The sequence below is a fragment of the Pseudomonas sp. C7.1 genome, assembly GCF_056312395.1.
In genome coordinates this window covers 42965-61696 of record NZ_JBWDTL010000002.1, presented here as the reverse complement: position 1 = coordinate 61696, position 18732 = coordinate 42965, and the positions used below count along the sequence as shown (strand labels likewise).

General features: G+C 60.7%; 16 protein-coding genes. All 16 read left to right on the top strand.

Annotated features, from left to right (window positions below; translation table 11 throughout):
• The first annotated feature begins 44 nt into the window (after window positions 1-44).
• Complete coding sequence (locus AC0T4W_RS01440) at window positions 45-629, top strand: nucleotidyltransferase family protein (RefSeq protein ID WP_476315186.1); 585 nt, start codon at window positions 45-47, stop codon at window positions 627-629.
• A 118-nt stretch (window positions 630-747) separates the two neighbouring features.
• Window positions 748-1365: a LysE family translocator gene (locus tag AC0T4W_RS01435; protein ID WP_476315183.1), complete on the top strand. Its 618-nt coding sequence runs from the start codon at window positions 748-750 to the stop codon at window positions 1363-1365.
• A 49-nt stretch (window positions 1366-1414) separates the two neighbouring features.
• The gene (locus AC0T4W_RS01430; protein ID WP_282874240.1) at window positions 1415-1723 is read left to right on the top strand and encodes an NIPSNAP family protein; all 309 of its coding nucleotides are present in this window, start codon (window positions 1415-1417) and stop codon (window positions 1721-1723) included.
• Between the two features lie 139 nt (window positions 1724-1862).
• A complete protein-coding gene (gene betI / locus AC0T4W_RS01425; protein WP_476315178.1) occupies window positions 1863-2453 on the top strand; it encodes a transcriptional regulator BetI in 591 nt (196 codons plus the stop codon).
• A gap of 362 nt (window positions 2454-2815) precedes the next feature.
• Complete coding sequence (gene betB, locus AC0T4W_RS01420) at window positions 2816-4288, top strand: betaine-aldehyde dehydrogenase (RefSeq protein ID WP_476315176.1); 1473 nt, start codon at window positions 2816-2818, stop codon at window positions 4286-4288.
• Between the two features lie 208 nt (window positions 4289-4496).
• A complete protein-coding gene (locus AC0T4W_RS01415; protein ID WP_476315173.1) occupies window positions 4497-5540 on the top strand; it encodes an IS110 family RNA-guided transposase in 1044 nt (347 codons plus the stop codon).
• A 404-nt stretch (window positions 5541-5944) separates the two neighbouring features.
• Window positions 5945-7627, top strand: a complete 1683-nt coding sequence (betA, locus tag AC0T4W_RS01410; RefSeq protein ID WP_476315170.1) for a choline dehydrogenase — start codon at window positions 5945-5947, stop codon at window positions 7625-7627.
• 326 nt (window positions 7628-7953) lie between these two features.
• A complete protein-coding gene (gene argS, locus AC0T4W_RS01405; protein ID WP_476315167.1) occupies window positions 7954-9693 on the top strand; it encodes an arginine--tRNA ligase in 1740 nt (579 codons plus the stop codon).
• The gene (locus AC0T4W_RS01400) at window positions 9694-10377 is read left to right on the top strand and encodes an SPOR domain-containing protein (protein WP_476315164.1); all 684 of its coding nucleotides are present in this window, start codon (window positions 9694-9696) and stop codon (window positions 10375-10377) included.
• Window positions 10378-10518: 141 nt separating this feature from the next.
• Window positions 10519-11058, top strand: coding sequence for an ATP-dependent protease subunit HslV (gene hslV / locus AC0T4W_RS01395; RefSeq protein ID WP_167146634.1), 540 nt, complete (start codon window positions 10519-10521; stop codon window positions 11056-11058).
• Window positions 11059-11119: 61 nt separating this feature from the next.
• Window positions 11120-12460 carry an HslU--HslV peptidase ATPase subunit gene (gene hslU / locus AC0T4W_RS01390; protein ID WP_476315160.1) on the top strand — a complete coding sequence of 447 codons (1341 nt, stop codon included), beginning with the start codon at window positions 11120-11122 and terminating at the stop codon, window positions 12458-12460.
• Between the two features lie 96 nt (window positions 12461-12556).
• Entirely contained in the window at window positions 12557-12931 is a 375-nt protein-coding gene (locus tag AC0T4W_RS01385; RefSeq protein WP_476315158.1) for a gamma-butyrobetaine hydroxylase family protein, read from the top strand.
• Window positions 12932-13442: 511 nt separating this feature from the next.
• Entirely contained in the window at window positions 13443-15122 is a 1680-nt protein-coding gene (gene phaC / locus AC0T4W_RS01380; protein WP_476315155.1) for a class II poly(R)-hydroxyalkanoic acid synthase, read from the top strand.
• A gap of 156 nt (window positions 15123-15278) precedes the next feature.
• Window positions 15279-16139: a poly(3-hydroxyalkanoate) depolymerase gene (gene phaZ / locus AC0T4W_RS01375; protein ID WP_476315152.1), complete on the top strand. Its 861-nt coding sequence runs from the start codon at window positions 15279-15281 to the stop codon at window positions 16137-16139.
• A 204-nt stretch (window positions 16140-16343) separates the two neighbouring features.
• The gene (gene phaC, locus AC0T4W_RS01370; protein WP_476315149.1) at window positions 16344-18026 is read left to right on the top strand and encodes a class II poly(R)-hydroxyalkanoic acid synthase; all 1683 of its coding nucleotides are present in this window, start codon (window positions 16344-16346) and stop codon (window positions 18024-18026) included.
• 87 nt (window positions 18027-18113) lie between these two features.
• Window positions 18114-18728 carry a TetR/AcrR family transcriptional regulator gene (locus AC0T4W_RS01365; RefSeq protein ID WP_476315146.1) on the top strand — a complete coding sequence of 205 codons (615 nt, stop codon included), beginning with the start codon at window positions 18114-18116 and terminating at the stop codon, window positions 18726-18728.
• Window positions 18729-18732: the final 4 nt, after the last annotated feature.

Sequence of the window (18732 nt, the reverse complement as noted above, 5' to 3'; positions counted from 1 at the left end):
GAGCAAACCCTTGGATAAACCTGCCACCTTTTGTGTAGATCACCATGCAAGCAAAATTTCGCGCCGACGTACTGCATAACCACCATAACGCACAGATCATAGAGCGTTGGGATGCACTGAACCTTACGGATGGCTGGCTAGTCGCCGGCTGCCTATTCCAAACAGTGTGGAATGTACTTTCTGGGCAGCCGCCGGAGAGCAAAATCAAGGACTATGACGTCTTCTACTTCGACCCTACTGACCTGAGCGAAGCAGCTGAAAACGCCGTGCAGCGCCATGTAGAAACCGTGCTGGCAGACCTGAGCATAACCGTGGAAGTCGCCAACCAGGCGCGGGTTCATCTTTGGTATGAACAGCATTTTGGCCATCCCTATGCAGCGCTGAGCAGTGCCAGGGAGGGTATCGACCGCTTTCTGATACCCGGAACATGCGTTGGCATTAACCCCACAGAGGTCTATGCACCAAACGGCCTTGAGCTTTTGTATAAGGGCATCCTGACGCCAAACCCGCTGAAACCGCACAAAAATCTTTTTGCCCAGAAGGCCGCGTCGTATCAGCAGCGCTGGCCTTGGCTCAGCATCAGCCAAGATGAGTCGCCACACATCAAACAAGCAATCCGCTTAAAGTAACCCGCTCGCTTATCGGGCCGGGCAAGTACCGCCCGACAGTTCAATATCCGAAATAGAAAACTTGATTTAGACCCAACAGACCCCACATCTACTGAAACAAAGAGCTATGGACAGACACATGGAATATTTACTCGCAGTCATTCTCTTCGCTGTTTCATCCTCAGTAACACCTGGGCCAAACAACATTATGGTGATGACATCCGGCCTGAATTTCGGCATCAAGCAAAGCCTGCCGTTACTGACGGGGATATGCGTTGGCTTTACCATCATGCTGTTGCTTGTAGGGCTAGGGTTTGCCCAACTGTTTGACCTATTCCCCAGTTTGCACTTCATCATCAAGTGCGTTGGCACGCTGTATTTACTCTATCTAGCCTGGTTAATTGCCAAATCGACCGGAGCGGTTACTGCAGAGCATCAAGCCAAACCCCTGACCTTTATGAAAGGTGCCTTGTTTCAGTGGGTAAATGCGAAGGCGTGGGTAGTCGCTACAGGGGCAATTGCAGCCTTCACAACCATTGGCGCGAGTTTTTACACGCAGAACCTGACAATAGCTCTAACCTTTTTTATCGTGTCGTTCCCATGCGTTGGGGTTTGGCTGCTTTTCGGCTCAGTGCTTAAAACCTTGCTGAAGAGTGAGCAAAATCGAAAGTGGTTCAACTACAGCATGTCAGCATTGCTGGTTCTGTCTGTTGTGCCCGTTGTAATGGAAATATTCACTCAGCTCACTCGCCGTTGAACCAGTGAACGGCCTGAATAAGCCAGCGCAGACTAGTTGAGGCTCCCGCATGATCACCTGCCATATCCGCTATGTGCTCGACCCGCGCAAGCTCAAGGAATTCGAGCATTACGGCAAGCTATGGATTGCCCTGGTGGCGAAGTTTGGCGGCACCCATCACGGCTACTTTCTGCCCTCGGAAGGCGCCAACAATATCGGCCTGGCGATGTTCAGCTTCCCCAGCCTGGCGGAGTACGAGCAGTATCGGCTGAAATCCTTTGCCGATGCCGAGTGTCTGGCGGCGTTTAAATATGCGGAAGAGACCCAGTGCATCATCAGCTACGAGCGCACCTTCTTTCGCCCGGTATTCGATGCCTGACTGAGCCTTAATTGCCGAGTTAAGCGCCACTCCCTTGACCGACAGGTCATCCCTGGAACGTCATGTTTGATTGATCGTTCAACAATAACCGGCCTAGACTGCGCGCATTCCGGGGACGCCCCCATCGATGGAGAAGCAGATGCCCAAGGTCGGAATGCAACCGATCCGCCGCTCGCAATTGATCGCGGCCACCCTCGAAGCGGTTGATCAGGTCGGCATGGGTGATGCCAGCATCGCCTATATCGCGCGGATCGCTGGGGTCTCCAACGGCATCATCAGCCACTATTTCCGCGATAAGAACGGCCTGCTCGACGCCACCATGCGTCACCTGATGCAGGCGCTCAGCGATGCCGTGCGCGAACGTCGCGCCAGCCTGCCGCCGGACCAGCCGCGCGAACACCTGCGGGCGATGATTGAAGGCAACTTCGATGACAGCCAGGTCAACGGCCCGGCGATGAAAACCTGGCTGGCGTTCTGGGCCACTAGCATGCATCAGCCGGCGTTGCGGCGTTTGCAGCGGGTCAACGATCACCGTCTGTATTCCAACCTGTGCGGGCAATTCCGCCGGGTATTGCCACAGGAGCAGGCGCGCACCGCCGCCCGTGGTCTGGCGGCATTGGTCGATGGCTTGTGGCTGCGCGGCGCACTGTCCGGCGAGGGCTTCGACACCCGCCAGGCGATTGAGATCGCCTATGAGTACCTTGATCTGCAGTTGGCCAAGGCGCAATAGCCACCCAATTACATGGGCGAAGCGATAACACGTAGGTTGGGGCGGGGCGCTTAGCCAGAGGAGCAAAGCGACGAAGCCCAACGAGATATGCCAGTCCCTGTTGGGCTTCGCTGCGCTCAACACCAACCTACGCATGATGTCAGCCATTCACTCCTGCGCCCTGCAAAACCTTACGGCACGCATTGCCGCAAACAATCCCAATACCCCCGCTGTAACGCCCGGCGTGTCGTGTTTGATTGCCCATCGCCGCTTTTATTGATTGATCGTTCAATTAAGATAATTTAGCCTTGCGTCTATATTGCTTACACTGACGACCTGCGCCAGGCGGCTCGCGTCGCCCCACCGCACACGAGGAATACGCCATGCCCTGCTTCGACGAACAGCAACTCTACATTGGTGGCCGCTATGTAACGGCCACCAGCGGCGAGACCTTCGACAGCATCAACCCCGCCACTGGCGAAGTACTCGCTCGCGTGCAGCGCGCCAGCAAAGCGGACGTGGAACTGGCCGTGGTCAGCGCCACCGAAGGGCAGAAGGTGTGGGCGGCGATGACAGCCATGCAGCGCTCGCGCATCCTGCGCAAGGCGGTGGACATTCTGCGCGAGCGCAACGATGAGCTGGCTGAGCTGGAAACCCTCGACACCGGCAAGCCTTTGAGCGAAACCCGCTACGTCGATATCGTCACCGGCGCCGACGTGCTGGAGTACTACGCCGGCTTGATCCCGGCCATCGAGGGCGAGCAGATCCCGCTGCGCGAAACCAGCTTCGTTTACACCCGCCGCGAGCCGCTGGGCGTGGTCGCCGGCATCGGCGCGTGGAATTACCCGATCCAGATCGCCTTGTGGAAATCCGCCCCGGCCCTGGCCGCCGGCAACGCGATGATCTTTAAGCCGAGCGAAGTGACCTCGCTCAGCACGCTCAAGCTCGCCGAAATCTACAGCGCCGCCGGCCTGCCGGATGGCGTGTTTAACGTGCTTACCGGCAGTGGTAGCGAAGTCGGCCAGCTGCTCACTGAGCATCCCGGCATCGAGAAGATTTCCTTCACTGGCGGCACCGTAACCGGCAAAAAGGTTATGGCCAGCGCCTCCAGCTCGTCGCTCAAGGAAGTGACCATGGAGCTGGGCGGTAAGTCGCCGCTGATCATCTTCGAAGACGCCGACCTCGACCGCGCCGCCGATATTGCGGTGATGGCCAACTTCTACAGCTCCGGCCAGGTCTGCACCAACGGTACGCGGGTGTTTGTGCCGCGCATGCTGCAGGCGCGTTTTGAGGCCAAGTTAGTTGAGCGGGTCAAGCGCATCCGCCTGGGCAACCCGCAGGATGAGGCCACCAACTTCGGCCCGCTGGTCAGCGCAGCGCATATGGACAGCGTGCTCGGCTATATCGAAAAAGGCCGCAGCGAAGGCGCACGCCTGCTGATCGGCGGCAACCGAGTGACCGAGGGCGACTACGCCAAGGGCGCCTATGTCGCGCCGACCGTGTTCACTGACTGCAACGACGGCATGACCATCGTGCGTGAGGAAATCTTCGGCCCGGTGATGAGCATTCTGGTGTACGACAGCGAAGAGGAAGTGATCCGCCGCGCCAACGCCACCGAATACGGCCTGGCCGCCGGCGTGGTGACCCGCGACCTGAACCGCGCGCACCGGGTAATCCACAAGCTGGAAGCCGGTATCTGCTGGATCAACACCTGGGGCGAGTCGCCAGCGGAGATGCCGGTGGGCGGTTACAAGCAATCCGGCGTCGGCCGCGAAAACGGCCTGACCACCCTGATGCACTACACGCGGATCAAATCGGTTCAGGTTGAGCTGGGCGGCTACACCTCGGTGTTCTAACCACCAAACCCTTTGTAGGAGCGGGCCATGCCCGCGATAGCGCTTCGCGGGCATGGCCCGCTCCTACAGATCAGCACCCTGAAGATCCTATGTTCATTCTCAAGGCGCGCGACTTCGTAGGGCAATGAGATGGACTCCTCCCTCCTACGGCGTCTATGCGCCAGACTGAGGTTGTCACAACCAAACAGCCACGAAGGGAGGAGTCACCATGAAACTTAAGCGAATCGGCATCGATTTGGCAAAACAGGTTTTTCAAGTTCATGGCGTCGATAGCCACGAGCAGGTGAAGTGCCGTAAGCAGCTCAAGCGTTCACAGATGCTGGATTTTTTCCGCCAACAAGAGCCGTGCTTGGTGGCGATGGAGGCCTGTGGTAGTTCGCATTACTGGGCGCGCGAGCTGGGCAAGTTGGGGCATGAAGTGCGGTTGATTGCGCCGCAGTTCGTCAAACCCTACGTCAAGAGTGGTAAGAACGACGCCAACGACGCGGAGGCGATTTGCGAGGCTGCCAGCCGACCCACGATGCGTTATGTCGCGGTGAAGAGTGCCGAGCAGCAAGCTGGGCAGTCGGTGCACCGGATCAGAAGCCGGTTAATCAGGGCGCGTACAGCGTTGGTTAACGAGATACGTGGCCTGCTTGGCGAGTTCGGTTTGGTGGCGAGTCGCCAGGGAATAGCGGCCACCCGCGCGTTGCTGCAGCAGGCGCTGGACGAACACCAGACATTACCGGGCGAGCTGCACGAAATGCTCGAGTTATTGCGTGATGAGCTGCAGGGACAGGATGAGCGAGTCAAACAGTTGGACAGCATGCTTCACCGTCAGGTTAAGACGGATGAGCGTGTCCAGCGTTTGCTGCAGGTGGAGGGCGTTGGCCCGATCAGCGCGACTGCCGTGGTGTCTGCAGTGGGTGATGCACGGCAGTTCAGTTCGGGCAGACAGTTCGCGGCCTGGCTGGGATTAGTGCCGAGCCAGCATTCAAGTGGCGGCAAAGAGCGTCTGGGGCACATCAGCAAAAAGGGTGACTGTTACCTGCGCACGTTATTGGTCCATGGCGCTCGTGCGGTGCTGAAGACCTGTAAGGAAAAGACGGATCGACGCAGCACCTGGCTGCAGCAGTTGCAGTGTCGACGCAACACAAATATCGCCACGGTCGCCCTGGCGAACAAGAATGCCCGGATCATCTGGGCGATCCTCAGCAAGGGGAAGACTATCAACCTGCTGAGGCGTAAACCTGAAGTACCCAAGCTGGAATGAAGTGACACCGTAGAAGATCCACCACGATTGCACAGTGACATGCAGTGATGACGAACCGGTCGAGCCGGCATGTGTAAAACCTGCTTTACCCACAGGCCCTCTGTAAACCAAGGCCGCTAGGGCGATCAGGAACACATGAGCGGATATTCATCATGGCTCAAGGCACCCAACGCCTTATCAGAAGCCGGATATACGGAAGCAGTCGTACCTAGGTTCGTTGGATGTGTATTTCACTGGCAAAACGGGAGGAGTCCATATATGGATGACGCTTCACCCATCCACCAACTGCATTGGTGGATGAAAACTACGTCATCCACCCTACATAGAGCAGCCCCGTAGCCCGGATGCAATCCGGGAACAGTCACCGCGTTTGCCCCGGCGTGCTCCGGGCTACAGGAGCTTTTATGCCCCAAGAATTCGACTACATCATCATCGGCGCCGGTTCGGCCGGTAACGTGCTGGCCACCCGCCTGACTGAAGACGCTGACGTCAGCGTGCTGCTGCTGGAAGCCGGCGGGCCGGATTACCGCCTAGATTTCCGCACCCAGATGCCCGCCGCCCTGGCCTTTCCGTTGCAAGGCCGACGCTATAACTGGGCCTACCTGACCGAGCCCGAGCCGCATATGAACAACCGCCGCATGGAATGCGGGCGCGGCAAAGGCCTGGGCGGTTCGTCCCTGATCAACGGCATGTGCTACATCCGTGGCAACGCCATGGATTACGACGGCTGGGCCGCAGAAAAGGGCCTGGAAGACTGGAGTTATCTGGATTGCCTGCCGTATTTCCGCAAGGCGGAAACCCGTGACATCGGCGCCAACGCCTACCACGGCGGCGATGGCCCAGTGAGCGTGACCACGCCGAAAAACGGCAATAACCCGCTGTTCCACGCCATGGTCGAAGCCGGCGTGCAGGCGGGTTACCCGCGTACCGACGATCTCAACGGCTACCAGCAAGAAGGCTTCGGCCCGATGGACCGTACCGTTACGCCCAAGGGCCGCCGCGCCAGCACCGCGCGTGGTTACCTCGATCAGGCCCGCGAACGGCCGAACCTGACCATCGTTACCCACGCCCTGACCGACCGCATTCTGTTTAGCGGCAATCGCGCCAGTGGCGTGGCGTATCTGCAGGGTGACAACGACACCCCCATCACCGTCAACGCGCGCCGCGAAGTGCTGCTGTGTGGCGGCGCGATTGCCTCGCCGCAGATACTGCAACGCTCCGGCGTCGGCCCGGCGGCGCTGCTGCGTGAATTGGACATCCCCCTGGTGCATGACCTGCCCGGCGTCGGCCAGAACCTGCAGGACCATCTTGAGGTGTACCTGCAGTACGCCTGTAAACAGCCGGTATCGCTGTACCCGGCGCTGCAATGGTGGAACCAGCCGATGATTGGTGCCAACTGGCTGTTCCTCGGCAAGGGCATCGGTGCCAGCAACCAGTTCGAGGCCGGCGGTTTTATCCGCTCCAGCGCAGACTTTGCCTGGCCAAACATCCAATACCACTTCCTGCCGGTGGCGATTAACTACAACGGCAGCAACGCGGTGAAGGAGCACGGCTTCCAGGCGCACATGGGCTCCATGCGCTCGCCTAGCCGTGGGCGTATTCAGGTCAAATCCAAGGACCCGCGCCAGCACCCGAACATCCTGTTCAACTACATGGCTCACGAGCAGGACTGGCGCGAGTTCCGCGACGGCATCCGCATCACCCGCGAAATCATGGCGCAATCCGCCCTGGACCCGTATCGCGGACGCGAGATCAGCCCCGGCGCCGATCTGCAGACCGATGCCGAACTGGACGCCTTTATCCGCGAACATGCGGAAACCGCCTACCACCCGTCGTGTTCCTGCAAGATGGGCGAAGACGCCATGGCGGTGGTCGACGGCCAAGGCCGGGTGCACGGCGTGCAGGGCCTGCGCGTGGTGGATGCGTCGATCATGCCGCTGATTGTCACCGGCAACCTGAATGCGCCGACCATTATGATGGCCGAGAAAATCGCCGACAAAATCCGTGGCCGCGCCCCGCTGCCACGCAGCACAGCACCGTATTTCGTTGCAGGCAACGCGGCGGCTCGCGGCACGGCGCAGCGCTAGCCCTTAGATCCTGTGCATGTGCAAGGTCTACAGCCTCGTAGGGAGGACATGCCGAAGGCTTGTCCACCTTCCGAATATCAGTGGCGGACAAGGCTGCGCCATGTCCGCCCTACCAACGCGCACCCCCGAAGCCCGGATGCAATCCGGGAACTAATTTGCAGGTGCCAACGTGCCCCGGTTTTCATCCGGGCTACACAACGCTTCGCCCGTCTTTAACCGGTCAAAACCACACGCTGCTTGAAGCTGCGGGCGAAGGGCGTCGATAATGCGCAGTTTTCAACCAGCGCCTTTGTGCGCCGCCGCCCCCACGGCCGACCGAGCAGACCATGAAAGACAGCATTCGCCACCTGATCCAGCAAGCCCTGTCCCGCCTCACTGCCGACGGCGTGCTGCCGGAAGGCCTGAGCCCGGCCATTCAGGTGGAGAACACCAAGGACAAAACCCACGGTGACTTCGCCAGCAATATCGCCATGATGCTGGCCAAGCCGGCTGGCATGAAGCCGCGTGACCTGGCCGAGAAGCTGATCGCCGCGCTGCCAAGCGATGCCGCGATCAGCAAGGTCGAGATCGCCGGTCCGGGCTTCCTCAACTTCTATCAGAACACCCAGGTCCTGGCCGCGCGCCTGGATGGCCTGCTGGCCGACGCCAAACTCGGCGTACGCAAGGCCGGCCCGGCGCAGCGCGTGGTGGTCGACCTGTCCGCGCCCAACCTGGCCAAAGAGATGCACGTTGGCCATTTGCGCTCGACCATCATCGGTGACGGTGTGGCGCGGGTGCTGGAGTTCCTCGGCGACGAGGTGATCCGGCAGAACCACGTCGGCGACTGGGGCACCCAGTTCGGCATGCTGCTGGCTTATATGCAGGAAAACCCGGCCGCTGCCGAAAGCGAGCTGGCTGATCTGGAAGGCTTCTACCGCGCGGCGAAGAAGCGCTTCGACGAATCCCCTGAGTTCGCCGAACGCGCCCGCGAGCTGGTGGTGCAGCTGCAGGCCGGCGACGCCGAATGCCTGCGCCTGTGGCACCGCTTCAACGATATTTCCCTGAGCCACTGCCAGGCGCTGTATGACCGCCTTGGCGTGAAGCTCTCCATGGCCGACGTCAAGGGCGAGAGTGCCTACAACGACGACCTGGCCAACGTGGTCGCCGACCTCAAGGCCAAGGGCCTGCTCAGCGAAAGCGACGGCGCGCAGTGCGTGTTTATGGACGAGTTCAAGAACGCCGAAGGCAACCCGCTGCCGCTGATCGTGCAGAAGGCTGGCGGCGGTTACCTGTACGCCACCACCGACCTGGCCGCCACGCGCTACCGCGCCAACGTGCTGAAGGCCGACCGCGCGCTGTACTTCGTCGATCAGCGCCAGGCCCTGCACTTCCAGATGGTCTTCACCGCCGCGCGCCTGGCCGGCTTTGTCCCAGCCAGTATGCAGCTGGAGCACATGGGCTTTGGCACCATGAACGGCGCCGATGGCCGCCCGTTCAAAACCCGCGATGGCGGCACGGTGAAGCTGGTTGACCTGCTCGATGAAGCCGAAGAGCGCGCCTACACCCTGGTCAAGGGCAAGAACCCCGAGCTGGATGAAGCCGAACTGCGCCAGATCGCCCGCGCGGTGGGCATTGGCGCCGTGAAATACGCCGACCTCTCCAAGCACCGCACCAGCGACTACCGCTTCAACTTCGAGCTGATGCTGAGCTTCGAGGGTAACACCGCACCTTACCTGCTGTACGCTTACACCCGCGTGGCCAGCGTGTTCCGCAAGCTGGGCAAGGGCTTCGACGAAATCGAAGGCAACCTCGACCTGCAGGCCACTCAGGAAATCGAACTGGCCGGCAAGCTCGCGCAGCTCAATGAAGTGCTCGCCAGCGTCGCCGACAAGGGCGAGCCGCACCAGCTCTGCGCCTACCTGTATGACCTGGCCGGCTTGTTCTCCAGCTTCTACGAGAACTGCCCGATTCTGTCCACCGAGGACATCGCTGTGCGCAACAGCCGCTTGCGCCTGGCAGCGCTGACCGCGCGCACACTCAAGCAGGGCCTAGAACTGCTCGGCCTGGAAACCCTGGAGCGCATGTAAATGGCCGCGCGCAAGAAACCCGCCCCGAAACGCGGCGCTAGCCGTTACCAGGCACCGGCAAAAAAGCCGGTGCCGGGCTGGTTCTGGCTAATCTGCGGCCTGGTGATCGGCGGCTTTATGATGTTTCTGTTCAGCCTCGAACCAGGGCGCGATGAGATCAGGCGTACTAAAGTCGAACAGGCGCGCGCCACTCAGGCCAGCAAGGCGGCGGCCGCCAAGCCCGCCAGCAACGAGCCGACCAAGCCCAAGTACGACTTCTACACCCTGCTGCCGGAATCGGAAGTGATCCTGCCGCCGCAAAGCATCGAGCCGCCCGCTCCACCGGCACAGAAGCCGGTTACCCCGGAAGAAGCGGCGAAGATCGATGCCGCTCGCGCCGAAGCCGCACTCAACGGTGAGGTGCCGCCACCTGCGCCGCCGGTAATCGCCAAAGGCCCGGTCAGCTCGCAGTTCTTCCTCCAGGCCGGCTCATTCCGCCGCAAGGACGATGCCGACGGTCTGCGCGCGCAGATCATCCTGCTCGGGCAGAGCGTGCAGGTGGAATCCGGTACGGTGCGCGAGGAAACCTGGCACCGCGTGCTGGTCGGCCCCTTCGCCACCCGCGAACAGCTCGGCCAGGCGCAGAAATCCCTGGCTGCCAGCGGCTTTAGCAATCTGTTGTTACAGCAGCGCCAGGCGCAATAAACCGCGCGATTTCAGGCCCTGCGGCGCTCTCTAACGACTATTTGTCGGACAGCGTGCCCCTCAGGGCTTGAAGCGGGCCGCCACTGCCCCCACCTCATTCGGCATTGGGCACTTTCGCCCCGCTGCGTGGAGATTCTCCCCTTGACCACCATCGTTTCAGTGCGCCGCAACGGCAAAGTCGTCATGGGCGGCGACGGCCAGGTGTCCCTCGGCAATACCGTGATGAAAGGCAACGCGAAAAAAGTTCGCCGCCTGTACCACGGCCAGGTGCTGGCCGGCTTTGCCGGTGCCACAGCCGATGCCTTTACCCTGTTCGAACGTTTTGAAGGCCAGCTGGAGAAACACCAGGGCCACCTGGTGCGCGCCGCCGTCGAGCTGGCCAAAGACTGGCGCACCGACCGCTCCCTAAGCCGCCTGGAAGCCATGCTGGCAGTGGCCAACAAAGACGCCTCCTTGATCATCACCGGCAACGGCGACGTGGTTGAGCCCGAGCACGGCCTGATCGCCATGGGCTCCGGCGGCGGCTTCGCCCAGGCTGCGGCCATGGCCTTGCTGCAGAAAACCGACTTGAGCGCCCGTGAAATCACCGAAACCGCGCTGAACATTGCCGGTTCCATCTGTGTCTTCACTAACCAAACCCTGACTATCGAAGAAGAAGACTGCGCCGATCCGGCCGTTTAAAGCTGCTGCGCTCGCAACGCTTTAAACACCTGATTAGCGGTCTTTTCTGGAGTACCCCCGCATGTCCATGACGCCCCGCGAGATCGTTCACGAACTCAACCGCCATATCATCGGTCAGGACGACGCCAAGCGCGCCGTGGCCATCGCCCTGCGCAACCGCTGGCGGCGCATGCAGCTGCCGCTTGAGCTGCGCGCCGAAGTAACGCCCAAGAACATCCTGATGATCGGTCCCACCGGCGTCGGCAAAACCGAAATCGCCCGTCGCCTGGCCAAACTGGCCGGCGCGCCGTTTATCAAGGTGGAAGCGACCAAGTTCACCGAAGTCGGTTACGTCGGCCGCGATGTCGAGTCGATCATCCGTGACCTCGCCGATGCGGCGATCAAGATGCTGCGCGAGCAGGAGATGATCAAGGTCCGCCACCGCGCCGAAGACGCTGCCGAAGAGCGCATCCTCGATGCCCTACTGCCGCCGGCCCGCACCGGTTTCAGCGAAGAAGCCGCGCCGGGTAGTGATTCCAACACCCGCCAACTGTTCCGCAAGCGCCTACGCGAAGGCCAGCTGGACGATAAGGAGATCGAGATCGAAGTGGCCGACGCTCCGGCAGGCATCGAAATCATGACTCCGCCGGGCATGGAGGAGATGACCAACCAGCTGCAAAGCCTGTTTGCCAATATGGGCAAGGGCAAGAAAAAGAGCCGCAAGCTTAAGGTCAAGGAAGCCCTGAAGATGGTGCGCGACGAAGAAGCCGCGCGCCTGGTCAACGAGGAAGAGCTCAAGGCCCAGGCCCTGGAAGCCGTGGAACAGAACGGCATCGTGTTTATCGACGAGATCGACAAGGTGGCCAAGCGCGGCAACACCGGCGGCGCCGATGTGTCCCGCGAAGGCGTGCAGCGCGACCTGCTTCCGCTGATCGAAGGCTGCACGGTCAACACCAAGCTGGGCATGGTCAAGACCGACCACATCCTGTTTATCGCCTCCGGCGCGTTCCACCTGAGCAAGCCGAGCGATCTGGTACCGGAGCTGCAAGGCCGCCTGCCGATTCGCGTGGAGCTGAAGGCTCTGACCCCGCAGGACTTCGAGCGCATCCTCACCGAGCCGCACGCCTCGCTGACCGAGCAATACGCCGCGCTGCTGAACACCGAAGGCCTGGGCATCCAGTTCGTCGCCGACGGCATCAAGCGCATCGCCGAAATTGCCTATCAGGTCAACGAGAAGACCGAGAACATCGGCGCGCGACGCCTGCACACCCTGCTCGAACGCCTGCTGGAGGAAGTTTCCTTCAGCGCTGGCGATCTGGCCGGCCAGCAGAACGGCACACCGATCGTGATCGACGCCGCCTACGTCAACAGCCACCTTGGAGAGCTGGCGCAGGATGAAGATTTGTCGCGCTATATTCTGTAACGCGCTACACGTAGCCCGGATGCAATCCGGGGGCATCGCACAGAAGCCCCGGATTGCATCCGGGCTACAGAGCTACATTTCCTGCGGAACCCGCCCATGCGCATCCCCACCGCGATCAAACTGCACAAAGCCTCGAAAACCCTGGAGCTGCACTACGGGGCCGACGAGCACTACACCTTGCCAGCCGAGTTCCTGCGCGTGCATTCGCCCTCGGCGGAGGTCCAGGGCCACGGCAAACCCATCCTGCAAACCGGTAAGCTGCATGTCGGCCTGAGCAAGATCGAGCCCGCCGGCAATTACGCGCTGAAACTGACCTTCGATGATGGCCACGACAGCGGCCTGTTTACCTGGGATTATCTGGAGCAGCTAGCCATGCGTCAGGCCGAGCTGTGGAGCGATTACCTCGCCACTCTCGCCGCCGCAGGCAAGTCCCGCGACCCTAGCGAAAGCGTGATCAAGCTGATGCTTTGAAACGCTGACGCGGCATGCCTTCAGGAACTGGCTGAGGGACTGCAGCTATTTCCTCCCCCCCTCCAAGCGGCAATCGACCGCAGCGCAACAGCCCGTCTAGCCCGTTGATCCTGACCGGTTAGAGCGCATTTTCTAATCCTTCTCTGCATACTCATCGCGCATGCGGCCTGGATCGCGGCCGGCTTGCACAAATTCTCAAACTCGGGTAACCAAGTAGTTGGAAGTTTTCTCGCGCCAGGCAGCCCCTGCGACGAGGAATATTGCGGAGTGATCCGCCCTTGGTAATCCGGGCAATACCTGGTTCATGGAACCTGTTCAAAGTCTCGCGAGCTAGAGTCATGCAAGGCAAGAGCAGGCGAGGAAGCGGAGTGTACTTTTGTACATGAGCATTCCGAGCCGGCTCTTAACGCAGCAGGACCGACGCGCAGCAGACTTGGAGCGGGTTCTAGCCCTGTGTCGCCGTGCACAGCCTTACGCCGGTATTTCGTCTCAGGACAATGGAGCGTTGTAGATGACAAATAAGAATAATGATGACCTGAAACACCAGGCCTCCGAGAACACGTTGGGCCTTAACCCGGTAATCGGCATCCGTGGTAAAGATCTGCTTAGCTCAGCCCGCGTCGTGCTCAAGCAAGCCCTCAAGCAACCCCTGCACAGCGCCAAACACCTTGCCCACTTCAGCATGGAGCTGAAGAACGTGTTGCTCGGCCAGTCCGACCTCACTCCCGCCGAAGGCGACCGGCGCTTTGCCGACCCAGCCTGGAGCCAGAATCCGCTATACCGCCGCTACCTGCAGACCTACCTGGCTTGGCGCAAAGAGCTGCATGACTGGGTCGAGCACAGCAACCTGTCCGAGCAGGATGCCAGCCGTGGCCACTTCGTGATCAACCTGATGACCGAAGCCATGGCCCCCAGCAACAGCATGGCCAACCCAGCTGCAGTCAAACGCTTCTTTGAGACCGGCGGCAAGAGCCTACTCGACGGCCTGTCGCACCTGGCTCAGGACATCGTCAACAACGGCGGCATGCCCAGCCAGGTCAACATGAAGGCCTTCGAGGTTGGCAAAAGCCTGGCCACCACCGATGGTGCGGTGATTTTTCGTAACGACCTGCTGGAACTGATCCAGTACAAACCGATCACCGAGCAGGTGCTAGAGCGCCCGCTGCTGGTGGTGCCGCCGCAGATCAATAAGTTCTACATTTTTGACCTGTCGCCGGAAAAGAGCGTGGCGCGCTTTCTGTTGCGCAATGGCGTGCAAACCTTCGTGGTGAGCTGGCGCAACCCGACCAAAGCGCACCGCGAGTGGGGCCTGTCGACCTATATCGAAGCGCTGAAAGAAGCCATCGACGTGGTCACCGCCGTCACCGGCAGCAAGGACATCAACATGCTCGGGGCCTGTTCCGGCGGCCTCACCACCACCTCGCTGCTGGGCCATTACGCCGCGCGGGGCGAGAAGAAGGTGCATGCCCTGACCCTGCTGGTCAGCGTGCTGGACAACCGCCTGGAAACCGATGTGGCGCTGTTCGCCGACGAAAAAAGCCTGGAGATGGCCAAGCGCCGCTCCTATCAGGCAGGCGTGTTGGAAGGTAGCGACATGGCCAAGGTGTTCGCCTGGATGCGCCCCAACGACCTGATCTGGAACTACTGGGTCAACAACTACCTGTTGGGCAACGAGCCGCCGGTGTTCGATATCCTCTACTGGAACAACGACACCACGCGCCTGCCGGCTGCCCTGCATGGCGAGTTTATCGACATGTTTACCTCCAACCCGCTGATCCGCGCGGGAGCGCTGGAAGTCTGCGGCACGCCGGTCGACCTCAAGCAGGTCACCAGCGACCTCTACTGCGTGGCCGGCACCACTGACCACATCACGCCGTGGGAGTCGTGCTACAAGTCGGCCAACCTGTTCGGCGGCAATATCGAGTTCGTGCTGTCCAACAGCGGGCATATCCAGAGCATTCTCAACCCGCCGGGTAACCCGAAAGCACGCTACATGACCAATACCCAGATGCACGCAGACCCAAAAACCTGGCAAGCCAGCTCGACCAAGCACGCCGACTCCTGGTGGCTGCACTGGCAAATCTGGCTCAGCGAGCGCTCTGGCGAGCATAAAAAAGCACCGACCCAACTGGGCAACAAAAAATACCCGGCCGGCGAAGCAGCCCCCGGCACCTACGTTCACGAACGTTGATTACCTGCGCACTGCGCAACACTGCCCGCGGCACTGGACGTGTCGCTCGCCCACCCACTCATTTGCGCGGGTGAGGCGAACCAGGCTTTGCCCTGGCGTTTCTGGAAAAGACCCGGAGGGTCTGATCCAGCGTTTTAATTGATAGGGCTTTTGCGCATGTCGCTACCTTTTGTATTCCGTACCATTGAACTGGACGGCCAGACCATCCGCACTGCGGTTCGCCCCGGTGACGGCAAGATGACCCCGCTGCTGATCTTCAACGGCATCGGGGCCAACCTGGAGCTGGTCATGCCCTTTGTACGCGCCCTCGACCCTGGCCTGGAGGTCATCGCCTTCGACGTGCCCGGCGTCGGCGGCTCTTCCACGCCCAGCACGCCATATCGCTTTCCTGGCCTGGCCAAGCTGGCGGCGCGCATGCTCGATTACCTCGACTACGGTCAGGTCAATGCGATTGGCGTGTCCTGGGGCGGCGCCCTGGCGCAGCAGTTCGCCCACGATTACCCGGAGCGCTGTAAGAAGCTGATCCTCGCGGCCACCTCGGCCGGTGCGGTGATGGTGCCCGGTAAACCCAAGGTGCTCTGGTGCATGGCCAGCCCGCGACGCTATGTGCAGCCGTCCTACGGCGTGCAGATTGCTCCAGAGATTTACGGCGGCGCTTTCCGCCGCGACCCGAAACTGGCCCTGGCGCATGCCAGTAAAGTGCGCTCGGGCGGCAAGATGGGCTACTACTGGCAACTGTTCGCCGGCCTCGGCTGGACCAGCATCCATTGGCTGCACAAGATCCGCCAACCGACACTGGTGATGGCTGGCGACGACGACCCGCTGATCCCGCTAATCAATATGCGTCTGCTGGCCTGGCGCATCCCCAACTCCGAGCTGCACGTAATCGACGATGGTCACCTGTTCCTGGTAACCCGCGCCGAGGCCGTGGCACCGATCATCATGAAATTCCTTGAGGAAGAACGTCAGCGCGCGATCATGCACCCGCAGCCCGCGCCCGCCCGGACTCTCGGCTAAGCGCACTCTAGTTGGGCAGGCGCCTCAACCGCACGCACTGCAGCGGTGCTGAGAGCACAGTGCTTGACCCACTTTCAGGCACGTTGTATTACCTTGGACTTGGCGCGCGGCAGTCTGGAACATACATGCGCGCGCATTGGTATAAGCCTTGCTGCTTATCTATCAACCTTGAAGTCTCATGGTTTGACGACGGAGTGTTGCCCAATGCGAGACCAACCAGCCAAGCGCGCCTTGCCTGTACGTAGCAGCGTTATGAATGCCCAGAATGCAGTGGTCGGCCTGCGTAGCCGTGACCTACTGTCCACCCTGCGTGGCCTGGCCCTGCAAGGCATCAAACAACCCATTCACAGCGCCAAGCATGTCGCAGCCCTCGGCGGCCAACTGGGTCGTGTGCTGATGGGCGACAAGCCGTTCAAGGTCAACCCGCAAGACCCACGCTTCGCCGACCCCACCTGGCGCGACAACCCGATCTACAGCCGTAGTCTGCAAGCCTACCTGGCCTGCCAGAAACAGCTGAACAGCTGGATTGATGAAAGCAACCTGAACGTCGACGACCGCGCACGCGCACGCTTTGTCGCCACCTTGCTAGGTGATGCTCTGGCACCGTCCAACACCCTGCTCAACCCGCAGGTGATCAAGGAGCTATTCAACACTGGCGGCAGCAGCCTGTTCAAGGGCGTAACCCACCTGTTCGATGACTTAGTCAACAACGACGGCATGCCCAGCCAGGTCAGCAAGCACGCCTTTGAGGTTGGCCGCAACCTTGCCGCCACCAACGGTGCGGTGGTGTTTCGCAGCGAGATGCTGGAACTTATCCAATACAAGCCGATGAGCGAAAAGCAGTACGCCAAACCGCTGCTGATCGTCCCGCCGCAAATCAACAAGTTCTATATCTTCGACCTCTCCAGCGAGAAGAGCTTCGTTCAGTACGCACTGAAAAATGGTCTGCAGACCTTCGTCATCAGCTGGCGCAACCCCGACCCACGGCATCGCGAGTGGGGCTTGTCGAGCTACGTGGAAGCGCTGGAGACCGCCATCGATGCCTGCCGTGAAATCACCGGCAGCAAGGACGTCAACCTGCTCGGCGCATGCGCCGGCGGCCTGACCATCGCCGCACTGCAGGGCCATCTGCAGGCCAAACGCCAGCTGCGCAAAGTGGCCAGCGCCACCTACATGGTCAGCCTACTCGACAGCCAGATCGACAGCCCGGCCATGTTGTTTGCCGACGAGCTGACCTTGGAGGCCGCCAAACGCCGCTCCTATCAGCAAGGCGTGCTGGATGGCCGCGACATGGCGCGGGTGTTTGCCTGGATGCGCCCGAATGACCTGATCTGGAATTACTGGGTCAACAACTACCTGCTCGGCAAGCAGCCGCCGGCCTTCGACATTCTTTACTGGAACAACGACAACACCCGTCTGCCGGCTGCCCTGCATGGCGACCTGATCGACTTCTTCAAGCACAACCCGCTGACCCACCCGCGCGGCCTGGAAGTCTGCGGCACCCCAGTCGACCTGCGGAAGGTCACGGTGGACAGCTTCAGCGTCGGCGGGATCAACGATCACATCACCCCCTGGGATGCGGTGTACCGTTCGACCCTGCTACTGGGCGGTAATCGGCGTTTTATCCTGTCCAATAGCGGGCATATCCAGAGCATTCTCAACCCGCCAGGCAACCCCAAATCCAACTACCTGGAAAACCCTAAACTCACCGGCGACCCACGCGCCTGGTACCACGACGCCGAACATGTGCAAGGCAGCTGGTGGCCGGTGTGGCTGAGCTGGATGCAGGAGCGCTCAGGCGAGCAGAAGGACACCCTGATGGCCCTGGGCAACCAGAACTACCCGGCCATGGAAGCTGCGCCCGGCACCTATGTGCATGTGCGCTAAAACGCCAAGCCACCTATGATCAGACTGGCCGCAAGCCTTTGCGGCCAGGTATCGTCAGCCTTCCCGCGGCCAAAATAAGAAGACCGGATGAAAACCCGCGACAGAATTCTTGAATGTGCCCTCCTGCTGTTCAACCAGAAGGGCGAGCCAAACGTTTCCACCCTGGAAATCGCCAACGAACTGGGCATCAGCCCAGGCAACCTCTACTACCACTTTCACGGCAAAGAGCCGCTGATCCTCGGTCTATTCGAGCGCTTTCAAGCCGAACTGGCACCATTGCTCTCACCGCCCGAAGACGTGCAGCTGGATGTGGAAGACTACTGGCTGTTCCTGCATTTGATCGTCGAGCGCCTGGCGCACTACCGCTTCCTGTTCCAGGACCTATCCAACCTGACCAGCCGCCTGCCAAAACTGGAACGCGGCATGCGTCATTGGCTCAATAGCCTGAAACGCACACTGGCCGAACTACTGGCGCGCCTGCAGCTCAGCGGCCAACTGCACAGCGACACTCAGTCGCTGGGCCAACTGGTCGAGCAGATCACCCTGACCCTGCTATTTTCGCTGGACTACCAACGCATCATCGGCCGCGAAAGCGAGAGCCGCCTGGTGGTGTATCAGGTGATGATGCTGGTGGCCCCGCACCTGATTGAAGAGTCACGCTACGCCGCCGAACACCTGGCGCAGCGCTACCTGGAAGACTGACCCC